Genomic DNA, 12,451 nt, shown 5'->3' on the forward strand with positions numbered 1-12,451 from the left:
AAAGAGCAAGGACAGCCATGAATCCGTTGCTTCTGTTGTTCCTTCTGCTGCCGGTTGCGGAGATCGCCACCTTCGTGGAGGTCGGCGACTGGATCGGCGCCGGCCCGACCGTCGGGCTGGTGATCCTGTCCGCGGTGCTCGGGTCGCTGCTGATCCGCTGGCAGGGGCTGTCCGTCCTGCGCCGCGCCCAGGAGGCCGCCCAGCGCGGCGAGTTTCCCGTCGGCGCCGTCTTCGAGGGGTTCTGCGTCGTTGCCGCCGGCGTGCTGCTGATCATTCCCGGCTTCCTGACCGACATCGTCGGCCTGCTGCTGTTCGTGCCCCCGCTGCGCAACGCCCTGGGCCGCTGGCTGTTCGACCGTCTGCGGGGCAACGCGTCCTTCCAGATGTACGGGCAGATGGGGGGCCGGAGCTGGAGCAGCGGAGAAAGCCCGGACCCGCGCCACCGCCCGCCGCCCGGCGTGATCGACGGCGACTACCGCGAGGTGGACCCGGCGGAGCCCCAGCCCGGCGATGCCCCGCAGCTGGGCGAATCCCGCTGGGCACCGCCGGATTCCAGGTTCAGGAACGATCACCGGTAAAGGGAGAGCCGGTGGAGGATTTCTCCCGGCTCTTTTCCCACGGCTCTTTTCGTTGTCGGTCCGCCGGATCCGTGCTAGCCAGCGGATCCTGCATTTTTCCACTGTCACGCCGCCCCCGCGGCCAGGAGTTGTTCATGTCCGATCAGCAGACGAACGGTCAAGACCAGGAAGCCGCCAGCTCCCTGCCGATGCATGTGCTGGCGCAGTATGTGAAGGACCTGTCCTTCGAGAACCCGAACGCGCCGCAGAGCCTCATGCCGGGGCAGGCCCAGCCGCAGGTGGACATCGGCGTCGACGTCCAGGCCCAGCCGGTTGGTGAGGACGTCTACGAGGTCGTCCTGAAGCTGCGCTGCGAGGCCAAGCAGGGCGAGTCCGTCGCCTTCCTGACCGAGGTCGCCTACGGCGGTTTGTTCCAGCTGCCGGGCCTGCCGAAGGAGCACCACCGCGCCGTGCTGCTGATCGAGGGGCCGCGCATGCTGTTCCCGTTCGCCCGCGCGATCGTCGCCGGCTGCACCCAGGACGGCGGCTTCCCGCCGCTGATGATCAACCCGATCGACTTCGTGGACCTGTACCGCCGCCAGACCGCCGCCCAGGCGGAGGCGCAGCAGGCCGCCAACCAGTCCCCGTTCTGATCCGGACATTCCGGTCCCGTTTCGACGGGGCCGTGCATCGGGACAAAAAGAAAGGCGAGAGGCTTGATGCCGCTCGCCTTTTTTCGTTTCGCAGTAAGAACGTCGGACGCCTTACTGGTTCATGGATTCGAAGAATTCGGCGTTCGACTTGGTGTGCTTCAGCTTGTCGACCAGGAAATCGACCGCGTCGGTCACGCCCATCGGCATCAGGATGCGCCGCAGGATCCACATCTTGGAGATGGTGCCCTTGTCGACCAGCAGCTCTTCCTTGCGGGTGCCCGACTTGGAGATGTCGATGGCCGGGAAGGTGCGCTTGTCCGACAGCTTGCGGTCCAGCACGATCTCGGAGTTGCCGGTGCCCTTGAACTCTTCGAAGATCACCTCGTCCATGCGGCTGCCGGTGTCGATCAGCGCGGTCGCGATGATGGTCAGCGAACCGCCCTCCTCGATGTTGCGGGCCGCACCGAAGAAGCGCTTCGGCCGCTGGAGCGCGTTGGCGTCCACGCCGCCGGTCAGCACCTTGCCCGAGGACGGCACGACCGTGTTGTAGGCGCGCGCCAGACGGGTGATGGAGTCCAGCAGAATGACCACGTCGCGCTTGTGCTCGACCAGGCGCTTGGCCTTTTCGATCACCATTTCCGCGACCTGGACGTGGCGGGTCGCCGGCTCGTCGAAGGTGGAGCTGATCACCTCGCCCCGCACCGAGCGGGCCATGTCGGTCACCTCTTCCGGGCGCTCGTCGATGAGCAGCACGATCAGGTAGGCTTCCGGATGGTTGGTGGCGATGGAATGGGCGATGTTCTGCAGCATCACCGTCTTGCCGGTGCGCGGCGGGGCGACGATCAGGCCGCGCTGGCCTTTGCCCAGCGGCGCCACGAGGTCGATGATGCGGCCGGTGTAGTTCTTCTTGGTCGGGTCGTCGACTTCCATGCGCAGCCGCTCTTCCGGGTAGAGCGGGGTCAGGTTGTCGAAGTTGATGCGGTGGCGGACCTTGTCCGGCGCATCGAAGTTGATGGTGTTGACCTTGAGGAGGGCGAAGTAGCGTTCCCCGTCCTTGGGCGCGCGGATCTGGCCTTCCACCGTATCGCCGGTGCGCAGGCCGAAGCGGCGCACCTGGCTGGGGCTGACGTAGATGTCGTCGGGACCGGGGAGGTAATTCGCTTCGGGGGAACGGAGGAACCCGAAACCGTCCTGCAAGACCTCAAGCACACCATCGCCGTAGATCGGAACGTCGTTTTCGGCCAGCTGCTTCAGAATGGCGAACATCATGTCCTGCTTGCGCAGGGTGCTGGCATTCTCGATCTGCAGCTCCTCCGCGAACGCCAGAAGTTCGGCGGGGCTCTTGCACTTCAGCTCTTGGAGATGCATGGGGGTGCCTTAGGGAATCGTCATGCGGGGGGAGTGCCAGAAGTCCCGGGCCGACGACGGGTGCGTCGGTTGGGCGTCAGACGACGCTGAGGGGAGCATGAGGCTCTTCGGTCGCCGCGCCCGAATCGTTGGGGAGGGACGGAACGGCAGATGTGGGTGTGGGGTCCCGCGAGGCTTGCCGCCCCGTGGTGAATGAAATGGTTAGCGGATCGTTCGCTGCAAGTCAAACGAAAGCGAAACCGTGGACTATTCGGTACAGGACCCGGCGCCGCAACCCCTGGTGTTTTTGCCCATCCGGTACGACATGCACAGGTGGGTGATCGACTCAGCCCCTTACGGACTTCCATGGACCTGCAAGACCGAACATCCGAAGCGCCTGCCCCGCCCTGGCACGCACGCCCGGCGGCGGAGACGCTGGCCTCGCTGGACAGCCCGGAGGGCGGCCTGTCGCCGGAGGAGGCGCGGTCCCGGCTCGACCGCTGGGGACCGAACCGGCTGACCCCGCCGCCCCGCCGCTCCAGCCTTCGGCGCTTCCTGGCGCAGTTCGACAACGTGCTGATCTATGTGCTGATCGGCGCCGGGGTCCTGACGCTGCTGCTGGGGCACCTGACCGACGCGGCGGTGATCGCCGGGGTGGTGCTGATCAACGCGCTGATCGGCTTCGTGCAGGAGGGCAAGGCGGAGCAGGCGCTGGACGCGATCCGCAACATGCTGTCCCCCCAGGCCGTGGTGCTGCGCGACGGCCGTCAGGCGACCGTCCCGGCGGAGGAGCTGGTGCCCGGCGACCGGGTGCTGCTGGCCTCCGGCGATCGGGTGCCGGCCGACCTGCGGCTGGTCCACGCCAAGGGCCTGCGCGTGCAGGAGGCGGCCCTGACCGGCGAATCCGTCCCCGTCGCCAAGACCACCGATCCGGTGGAGCCGGACGCCCCGCTGGGCGACCGCAGCGGCATGGCCTATTCGGCCACGCTGGTGGCCCAGGGACAGGCCGTCGGCGTCGTGGTGGCCACGGGGGACGCGACGGAGCTGGGGCGCATCGGCAGCCTTCTGGCGGGCGTGGAGGAGCTGACCACGCCACTGCTGGCCCAGATGGCCGTGTTCGGCCGTTGGCTGACCATCGGCATCCTGGCGCTGACCGCCCTCACCTTCCTGTTCGGCACATTCGTGCAGGGGGAGCCCTGGCCCGACATGGTGATGGCCGCCGTCGGGCTGGCGGTCGCGGCGATCCCGGAAGGGCTGCCGGCGGTGATGACGATCACGCTGGCCATCGGTGTCACCCGCATGGCCCGCCGCAACGCCATCATCCGCCGCCTGCCGGCGGTGGAGACGCTGGGCTCGGTCGGGGTCATCTGCTCCGACAAAACTGGCACGCTGACCCGCAACGAGCTGGTCGTGGAGACGGTTGTGACGGCGGAGGGCCGCTACACCGTCACTGGCGCCGGCTACCGGCCGGAGGGCGCCTTCCAGCGCGACGGCGCCGCCGTGGAACCATCCTCCGAACCGGTGCTGCCGGAACTAGCCCGCGCCGCCCTGCTGTGCAACGACGCGGCGCTGCAGCGGGACGAGGCCGGCGACTGGACGGTGTCCGGCGACCCAACCGACGGCGCCCTGCTGGTCCTGGCGCGCAAAGCCGGCCTGGACGCCCGCGCGGAGGCCAAGCGGCACCCCCGCGCCGACGTGATCCCCTTCGAGTCCGAGCACAAATTCATGGCGACCCTGCACCGGAACGGTTCCGGGCATGGCGTGCTGTACGTGAAGGGCGCGCCGGAGCGGGTGCTGGCGATGTGCGCGACCGTGCTCGGTGCTGACGGGCCGCAGCCGCTGGACACGGCGGCGTGGCACGCGCGGGTGGAGGCCCTGGCCGCCCGGGGACAGCGGGTGCTGGCGCTCGCCCGGCGCGCCGCCGACCCCTCTGGACTCGCCATGGCGGATGTGCGGGAGCGGCTGACGCTGCTGGGACTCTGCGGGCTGATTGACCCAGCGCGGGAGGAGGCCATCGCCGCCGTCCGGCGCTGCCAGGAAGCCGGCATTCGCGTAACGATGATCACCGGCGACCACGCCGGCACCGCGCAGGCCATTGGGCAGCGCTTCAACCTCAAGGGGGAGGCCGTGACCGGGGCGCAGCTCGACCGCATGGACGACGCGGCGCTGGCGGCCGTGGCCCGCGACGCCGACGTCTTCGCCCGCACGACGCCGGAGCACAAGCTGCGGCTTGTTCGCGCGCTCCAGGCGGAGGGGCACACGGTCGCGATGACCGGTGACGGCGTGAACGACGCGCCCGCCCTGAAGCGCGCCGACGTGGGCGTCGCCATGGGCTGCAAGGGCACGGAGGCCGCGAAGGAGGCCGCCAGCATGGTGCTGGCCGACGACAACTTCGCCTCCATCGCCCACGCCGTGGAGGAAGGCCGCACCGTCTACGACAATCTGCGCAAGACGATCCTGTTCCTGCTGCCGACCAACGGCGCCCAGGCGCTGGTGATCCTGGTGGCGGTGCTGGCCGGCTACACCCTGCCGATCACGCCGGTGCAGATCCTGTGGGTCAACATGGTGACGGCGGTGACGCTGGGCCTCGCGCTGGCTTTCGAGCCGCCGGAGGCCGACGTGATGAAGCGCCCTCCCCGCCCGCCGGATGAGCCGATCCTGACCGGCGTGCTGATCGGGCGGATGGTGCTGGTGATGGCGCTGCTGGTCGCCGCCAGCTTCGGGTTCTTCCTGCTGCACGAGGGGCACGGTGACCCGGCACCGGTTGCCCGCACCATGGCCGTCAACGCGCTGGTGATCGGCGAGATCGCCTTTCTGTTCAACGCGCGTGCGGTCAGCGCGTCCGTGCTGAACCGGCAGGGGCTGTTCGGCAGCCGGCCGGTGTGGATCTCCATCGTCCTGATGCTGGCGCTGCAGGTCGCCTTCACCTACGCCCCCTCGATGCAGCGCCTGTTCGGCACGGCGGCGGTTGGGTGGGCGGACTGGGCCTGGATGACCAGCGCCGGGGTGGCGGTGTTCCTGATCGTGGAGGCGGAAAAGGCCGTGAACCGGCGTTTGCAGGACGCATCGTAGGTTGGGTTGAGCGTCAGCGAAACCCAACAACACGCGGCGGAACGCTTGTTGTGTTGAGCCTGGGGGCTCAACACAACCTACGACGTCAGAAGGGCTACGACGTCAGAACGGCTTCACGATCACGAAGATGACGATGCCGATCATCAGCAGGGTCGGCACCTCGTTCATGATGCGGAAGAAGCGCTGCGGGTGCGTGTTGCGGTCGGCGGCGAAGTCCTTCATCCAGCGCGACATCATGCCGTGCACGGCGCTGAGCGCCAGCACGAACAGGATTTTGGCGTGCAGCCAGCCCTGGTGGAGCCAATCCGGATTCAGCACGATCATCGTGATGCCGAACACGTAGGCCGCGATCATCGCCGGGTTCATGATGGCGCGCATCAGGCGGCGTTCCATCACCTTGAACCGTTCCGACGATTCGGAGCCCGGCTTGGCCTCGCAGTGATAGACGAACAGCCGCGGCAGGTAGAGCATCCCGGCCATCCAGGCGATAATGCTGATGACGTGCAGCGCCTTGACCCAGAGGTAGAGCACCGGAGTCCCCTTTCTTGCGGTTTCTTATTTCGACTGCTGGGGGCAGCCGGAGAATCCGGCGGGGCAGAGCTGGCCGCCGTTCTGGGCGCAGATCGGCGCTTTGGTGGCGACCGACTGGTGGACCAGCCGCGCCAGCCCGTCGATGAAGGCCGGCTCCACCCCCACGGTCGGCACGCGGCCGAACCAAGGCACGCCGACCTCCTTGGCGAGGTGGCGGTATTCGATCTCGATCTCCACCAGCGTCTCGGAATGCTCCGACACGAAGGCGATGGGCACCACCAGGATCGGCACGCCGTCCCGGCCGGCGCGGCGGATCTCCTCGTCGGTGGAAGGGCCGATCCATTCCAGCGGGCCGACGCGGCTCTGGTAGCAGTTGAGCCAGTCCAGATCCTCGATCCCCAGCGCCGCGGCAATGGACTCGGCCGTGCGCTCGCACTGCCACTGGTAGGGGTCGCCGCCGGCCACGACCTTCTTCGGCAGCCCATGCGCCGAGAACAGGACGCGCGGCTTGCCGTGGTTCAGCGCCTTCTCGTAGAGCGGCCGGATCACCGCGGCCGAGGCGTCGATGAAGCCGGCCTGCGTCGGGTAGCAGCAGACCAGCTTCGTCGGCGCGGTCAGCCCCACGGTCTTCGCCGCCTCGCGCCACACACGGTCGCTGGATCCGGTCGTGGTGGTCGAGAATTGCGGGTAGAGCGGCAGCAGAATCACGAGATCCGGCGCGTAATCCTTCACCCGGGCGGCCGTCTCGGCGCTCATCGGGTGCCAGTAGCGCATGGCGATGAAGACCTTCGCCTCCAGCCCCTGCCCCGTCAGCACGGACTCCAGCGCGTCGGCCTGCGCCTGGGTGTTCTCCAGCAGCGGCGACCGGCCGCCGATCTGGGCGTAGATGTCCTTCGCCGCCTTGGCGCGCCGGCCGGAGATGAAGCTGGCCAGCAGGAACCGCATCGGGTTCGGGATGCGGATGATCGAAGGATCGGCGAACAGGTTGAACAGGAACGGCCTCACCGCCTCGGGGCTGTCCGGGCCGCCGAGGTTGAAGAGGACCACTGCGATTCGCTGCGCGCGATGGGGAGAGGAGGGTGGGACTGGCATGGAGCGGTAAACTGGAGCGTGACCGCTCTCCTGTCCAGCCCCTCCCTCATACTTTTTAGCCGCCTTTTCAGCCCCGCTTTCGTCAGCCCCGGTTGGGCCAGCTCTTGATCAGCTGCGCCAGCTCGGCGACATGCTCCGGCGGGGTGGTCTGGATGACGCCGTGGCCCAGGTTGAAGACGAAGGGCCGGCCGGCCAGCGTGTCCAGGATCTCCCATGCCGCCTTGCGCAGCGCCTCGCCGCCGACCGCAAGCATGATCGGGTCCAGGTTGCCCTGCACCGGCAGGCGGGATTGCAGATTGCGGGCCGCCCAGAGGGGCGGGACGGTGGTGTCGAGCCCGACGGCATCCACCCCACTGTCGGCCACGTAGTCCTCATAGCAGAGGCCCGCAGCGCGCGGGAAACCGATGACGGGAACTGTGGGGTGCCGTTCCTTGATCAGCGCGACGATGCGGCGCGTCGGTTCCGTCACCCAGCGGCGGAACTCGCCGGCCGGCAGGACGCCCGCCCAGCTGTCGAACAGCTGCACGACCTCGGCGCCGGACTCGATCTGCGTGCAGAGATAATCGGCGGTCACCTCGACCAGCAGGTCGATCAGCTGAGCGAAGCCCGCCGGGTCGCCGTAGGCCCAGCGCTTCACATGCGCGTATTCCTTCGACCCCGCCCCTTCCACCATGTAGCAGGCGATGGTCCAGGGCGCGCCGGCGAAGCCGATCAGCGTGGTGTGAGCGGGGATCGCCTTGGAAAGCCGCCGCACCGTCTCGTAGACCGGCTCCAGCCGCTCGTGGAAGCGGTCGCGCGACAGCCGCTTCAGGTCTTCCACGTTTCTCACAGGGTCGAGCTTCGGCCCCTCCCCCTCCTGGAAGGCCAGCGGCTGGCCCAGCGCGTGCGGCACCACCAAAATGTCGGAGAACAGAATCGCCGCGTCCATGTCGTAGCGGCGCAGCGGCTGCAAGGTCACCTCGACCGCGTGGTCGGGGTTGTAGCACATGTCCAGGAAGCTGCCGGCCTTGGCCCGCAGCGCGCGGTATTCCGGCAGATAGCGGCCGGCCTGGCGCATGAGCCAGAAGGGCGGGCGCGGGCGCACCTCCCCGGCAAGGGCGGCGAGCATCGGCTTGACGGTCTCGGACACGGCGTTTCGTTCCCTATTAAGAAGTCTGTCGCCCCGGAAACACGTCCCTCGGGCTTCACCTCCTACTCAGTATTCTTTTTAAGAAGAGAAAGGAAGATGGGGTGGTGGAAGCCTGTGGAAAACGGGAATCCCCGCTTTGCCCGGAGTCATCCACAGGCTGCCCCGCGTTCTGTGGACGGATCCGGCGTGATGTGGACGACTCCGGACGCTTCCGCCGGAAATGGCGGGAATGCTATATCTCGAAGCATGGGAATCCCGTGGATAACATGGTCCGCGCGGACGGTTGTTCCCATCTTCCGAAGAGGACGCCGGACTTGTCCCGAAGGGGGCTCCAGCGGGGGCGGTGAGTCCCGCTCCTTGGGATGGAATCAGGAGTATCCCCGTTGTCCACAGGTTTGGACCGGGTTCTCCACAACACATTGGGGACGGATGAGACAGTTCCATCTGCATCTTGTGTCGGACGCCACGGGCGAGACCATCAACAGCGTGGCGCGCGCCTGCGTCATCCAGTTCGACGACGTGCGCCCGGTCGAGCATTTCTGGAACCTCGTGCGCACTGACCGGCAGCTCGACATGGTGCTGGAAGGCATCCAGGAGAATCCGGGCCTCGTCATGTTCACGCTGGTGGACGAGACGCTGCGCCGCCGGCTCCAGGACTTCTGCCGCGAGGTGCAGGTGCCTTGCATCCCGGTGCTGGATCCGCTGATCAACGCGCTGGCCGCCTTCCTGGGCGTGGAGTCGCAGCGCCAGCCGGGCCGCCAGCACGCGCTGGACGCGGAGTATTTCGGGCGCATGGACGCCATGGACTTCGCGCTGGCCCACGACGACGGGCAGTCGAGCTGGGACCTGCACGAGGCCGACGTGATCCTGATGGGCGTGTCGCGCACGTCGAAGACGCCGACCTGCATCTATCTGGCGAACCGCGGCATCAAGGCGGCCAACATCCCGATCGTGCCCGGCTGCCCCCTGCCGCCGGAGATCGAGAAGCTGACCCGCCCCCTGATCGTCGGCCTGACCAAGGACCCGGACCGGCTCGTCCAGATCCGCCGCAACCGGCTGAAGCTGCTGAACCAGAACGAGTCCTCCACCTACGTCGATCCGGAGGTGGTGCGGGCCGAGGTGACCGACGCGCGGCGGATGTTCAGCCGGCGCGGCTGGCCGGTGATCGACGTGTCCCGACGCTCCATCGAGGAGACGGCGGCGGAGATCATGATGCTGCTCGCCCGGCGCCAGAGCGGCGGCTTGCCTGGAGGGCCGATGGCATGACCCCTGAGAATAAGGTGGGCGTGGTGTTGGCCTCGGGCTCCAGGACGCGCGCGGAGATGCTGGAGCGCGCCGGCGTGCGCGTCACCCTCGCCCCCGCCGCGGTGGACGAGGAGGAGGTGAAACTCGCCGCCCGTGCCCAGGGCATCGGCGTGGACGAGGTGGCGGAGGCGCTGGCCGAGCTGAAGGCACAGCGCGTGACGCGCAAGCATCCCGGCGCGCTGGTGATCGGCGCCGACCAGATGCTGGAATGCGACGGGCAATGGTTCGACAAGCCGAGCGGCCGCGACGCTGCGCGCGAACAGCTGAAGGCGTTGCGCGGCAAGACGCACCGGCTGGTCAGCTGCGCCGTCGTGGTGCGCGACGGGGAGCGGCTGTGGCACCAGATTGACCGCGCGCGCCTGACCATGCGCCCTTTCAGCGACGCCTTTCTGGAGTCCTATCTGGACGCGGCCGGCGAAGGCGTGCTGCACTCTGTCGGCGCCTATCAGCTGGAGGGCCTGGGCGCGCAGCTCTTCCACCGCGTGGACGGCGACTTCTTCACGATCCTGGGGCTGCCGCTGCTGCCGCTGCTCGGGTTCCTGCGGGCGCATGGGGTGATCACGGAATGATACTCTCGGGAAAAGCAAAGCTGGCCGGCGTCATGGGCTGGCCCGTCGGCCATTCGCGGTCTCCCCGGCTGCACGGCTACTGGCTCGATCGCTACGGCATCGACGGCGCCTATGTGCCGCTGGCCGTCCCGCCGGAGCGCATCGAGGACGCCATCCGCGCCCTGCCCGCCCTGGGCTTCCGCGGCTGCAACGTCACCGTCCCGCACAAGGAGGCGGCCTACCGCACCGTGGACCGCTTGGACGCCACGGCCAGGCGCATGGGCGCCGTGAACACCATTGTCGTGGGCGAGGACGGCTCGCTGGAGGGCCGCAACACCGACGGCTTCGGCTTCATCGAGAACCTGAAAAGCGGCGCGCCGGGTTGGAAAGCGTCCAACGGGCCGGCCCTGGTGATCGGCGCCGGCGGAGCGGCGCGCGCGGTGGTCGCCTCCCTGCTCGACGAGGGCGCGCCTCTGGTCTGGCTGGTCAACCGCACGCGGGCGCGCGCCGAGGAACTGGCCGCCGACATCGGCGGGGCCATCGAGGTCGCCGATTGGGTTTCACGTGAAACACTTTTGGAGGGGGCATCCCTCGTCGTGAACACCACGACGCAGGGCATGGCCGGACAGCCGGCGCTGGATCTCGATCTGCGCGCCCTGTCCGCCGCCGCCGTGGTGACCGACATCGTCTACACGCCGCTGATGACCCCGCTGCTGGAAGCGGCGCAGGCGCGCGGCAACCGCGTGGTGGACGGAATCGGCATGCTGCTGCACCAGGCACGCCCCGGCTTCGCCGCTTGGTTCGGCACGGAGCCGGAGGTGACGGAGGATCTGAAGCGCTTCGTGCTCCAGGGCTGACGCGGACCGGCCATGATCGTCCTGGGTCTCACCGGCTCCATCGGCATGGGCAAGAGCACGGCGGCGCGCATGCTGGCAAGCATGGGCGCGCCGGTGTGCGACAGCGACGCCGTGGTGCACGGGCTGCTCGGCCGGCACGGGGCCGCCGTGCCGGCCATCGACGCCGCCTTCCCCGGCGTGGTGCGCGACGGCGCCGTGGACCGGCGCGCGCTGGGCGCCGCCGTCTTTGGGAACCCGGAGGCGCTGAAGCGGCTGGAGGCCATCCTGCACCCCAAGGTGCGCGAGGCGCAGCAGAGTTTCCTCCGCCACGCCGCCCGGCGTGGCGTGAAGGTTGCGGTGCTGGACATCCCGCTTCTGTTCGAGACCGGCGGGGAGCGCCGGGTGGACCGCACCGTCGTCGTCTCCGCCCCCTTCACCGTGCAGAAGGCGCGCGTGCTGGCACGGCCGGGCATGACGCCGGAGAAGTTCGCCGCTATTCTGGCGCGGCAGACGCCCGACGCTGAAAAGCGGCGGCGCGCGGACTACGTCGTCAACACCGGCGACGGGCGCCTAAGCACCAGAAGGGCTCTGCGGGAAATAATTGCTGATGTGAAACGACTTCGCGGCCGGCAGTGGCCGCCGCGGGGCTACCAGCCGGGACAGGTGGTGCATGCGTGAGATCGTGCTGGATACGGAAACGACCGGCTTCAAGCCCGAGGAAGGGCACCGGCTGATCGAAATCGGCTGCCTGGAGCTGCACAACCACATCGCCACCGGCAAGAGCTTCCACTGCTACATCAACCCGGAACGCGACGTGCCGCCGGACGCCGTGGCGGTGCACGGCCTGACGACCGAGTTCCTGGCCGACAAACCGCTGTTCAACGACGTGGTGGCGGACTTCGTGGCGTTCATCGGCGACGCGCCGCTGGTGATCCACAACGCGGCCTTCGACATGCACTTCCTGAATTGGGAGCTGCGGATCGCCGGCTATCCGGTGATGCCGAAGGACCGCGCCATCGACACGCTGCTGATGGCCCGCCAGAAGTTTCCCGGCGCGCCGGCCACCCTGGACGCGCTCTGCAAGCGCTTCGGCGTGGACAACTCCAGCCGCACCTACCACGGCGCCTTGCTCGACGCCCAGCTCCTGGCCGAGGTGTATCTGGAGCTTATGGGCGGGCGGCAGGCGGGCCTGCAGCTGGCCTCCGGCCCCTCGGCGAGCGGCGGCCCGTCCATCCGCATCGATCGCCCCTTCCGCGCCCCACGCCCCCACGCCCCGAGCGAAGAGGAACTGTCGGCACACGCGGAGCTTCTGAAGAAGCTGAAGAACCCGCTCTGGGTCGCGGAATAGCGGTCCGGCGTTGGGTTTCGCGCCGCTCAACCC

Annotated in this window: 12 protein-coding genes; 8 read left to right on the plus strand and 4 right to left on the minus strand. The window is 68.4% G+C overall.

What is annotated here, in order from left to right:
• Positions 1-17: 17 nt before the first annotated feature.
• Positions 18-578, plus strand: coding sequence for an FxsA family protein (locus tag ACSVC7_RS15375; protein ID WP_448205215.1), 561 nt, complete (start codon positions 18-20; stop codon positions 576-578).
• 134 nt (positions 579-712) lie between these two features.
• Positions 713-1,210 carry a protein-export chaperone SecB gene (secB, locus tag ACSVC7_RS15380; RefSeq protein ID WP_448205214.1) on the plus strand — a complete coding sequence of 166 codons (498 nt, stop codon included), beginning with the start codon at positions 713-715 and terminating at the stop codon, positions 1,208-1,210.
• 111 nt (positions 1,211-1,321) lie between these two features.
• Here secB and rho read toward each other — a convergent pair whose 3' ends face one another.
• Positions 1,322-2,578, minus strand: coding sequence for a transcription termination factor Rho (rho, locus tag ACSVC7_RS15385; RefSeq protein ID WP_448205213.1), 1,257 nt, complete (start codon positions 2,576-2,578; stop codon positions 1,322-1,324).
• 345 nt (positions 2,579-2,923) lie between these two features.
• Here rho and ACSVC7_RS15390 point away from each other — a divergent pair, with 345 nt between their 5' ends.
• Entirely contained in the window at positions 2,924-5,629 is a 2,706-nt protein-coding gene (locus tag ACSVC7_RS15390; protein WP_448205212.1) for a cation-transporting P-type ATPase, read from the plus strand.
• A gap of 102 nt (positions 5,630-5,731) precedes the next feature.
• On the opposite strand, the gene hemJ is transcribed toward ACSVC7_RS15390, so the two are convergent.
• From hemJ to hemE, 3 genes are all read right to left on the minus strand, one after another.
• The gene (gene hemJ / locus ACSVC7_RS15395; RefSeq protein WP_448205211.1) at positions 5,732-6,160 is read right to left on the minus strand and encodes a protoporphyrinogen oxidase HemJ; all 429 of its coding nucleotides are present in this window, start codon (positions 6,158-6,160) and stop codon (positions 5,732-5,734) included.
• 24 nt (positions 6,161-6,184) lie between these two features.
• Positions 6,185-7,252, minus strand: a complete 1,068-nt coding sequence (gene hemH, locus ACSVC7_RS15400; protein WP_448205210.1) for a ferrochelatase — start codon at positions 7,250-7,252, stop codon at positions 6,185-6,187.
• A gap of 82 nt (positions 7,253-7,334) precedes the next feature.
• On the minus strand, positions 7,335-8,360 hold the full coding sequence (gene hemE / locus ACSVC7_RS15405) for a uroporphyrinogen decarboxylase (protein ID WP_448205295.1): 1,026 nt from the start codon (positions 8,358-8,360) through the stop codon (positions 7,335-7,337).
• A 450-nt stretch (positions 8,361-8,810) separates the two neighbouring features.
• Here hemE and ACSVC7_RS15410 point away from each other — a divergent pair, with 450 nt between their 5' ends.
• From ACSVC7_RS15410 to dnaQ, 5 genes are read left to right on the plus strand one after another with little or no spacing between them, the layout of a single operon-like run.
• Positions 8,811-9,647 carry a pyruvate, water dikinase regulatory protein gene (locus tag ACSVC7_RS15410; protein ID WP_448205209.1) on the plus strand — a complete coding sequence of 279 codons (837 nt, stop codon included), beginning with the start codon at positions 8,811-8,813 and terminating at the stop codon, positions 9,645-9,647.
• A complete protein-coding gene (locus tag ACSVC7_RS15415) occupies positions 9,644-10,255 on the plus strand; it encodes a Maf family protein (protein ID WP_448205208.1) in 612 nt (203 codons plus the stop codon). Before ACSVC7_RS15410 ends, ACSVC7_RS15415 begins: the two co-directional genes overlap by 4 nt.
• Complete coding sequence (locus ACSVC7_RS15420) at positions 10,252-11,091, plus strand: shikimate dehydrogenase (protein ID WP_448205207.1); 840 nt, start codon at positions 10,252-10,254, stop codon at positions 11,089-11,091. Before ACSVC7_RS15415 ends, ACSVC7_RS15420 begins: the two co-directional genes overlap by 4 nt.
• A gap of 12 nt (positions 11,092-11,103) precedes the next feature.
• Positions 11,104-11,748 carry a dephospho-CoA kinase gene (gene coaE / locus ACSVC7_RS15425; RefSeq protein WP_448205206.1) on the plus strand — a complete coding sequence of 215 codons (645 nt, stop codon included), beginning with the start codon at positions 11,104-11,106 and terminating at the stop codon, positions 11,746-11,748.
• Positions 11,741-12,418, plus strand: coding sequence for a DNA polymerase III subunit epsilon (gene dnaQ / locus ACSVC7_RS15430; protein ID WP_448205205.1), 678 nt, complete (start codon positions 11,741-11,743; stop codon positions 12,416-12,418). Before coaE ends, dnaQ begins: the two co-directional genes overlap by 8 nt.
• Positions 12,419-12,451 lie beyond the last annotated feature (33 nt).

The organism is Azospirillum mesophilum, from assembly GCF_053470405.2.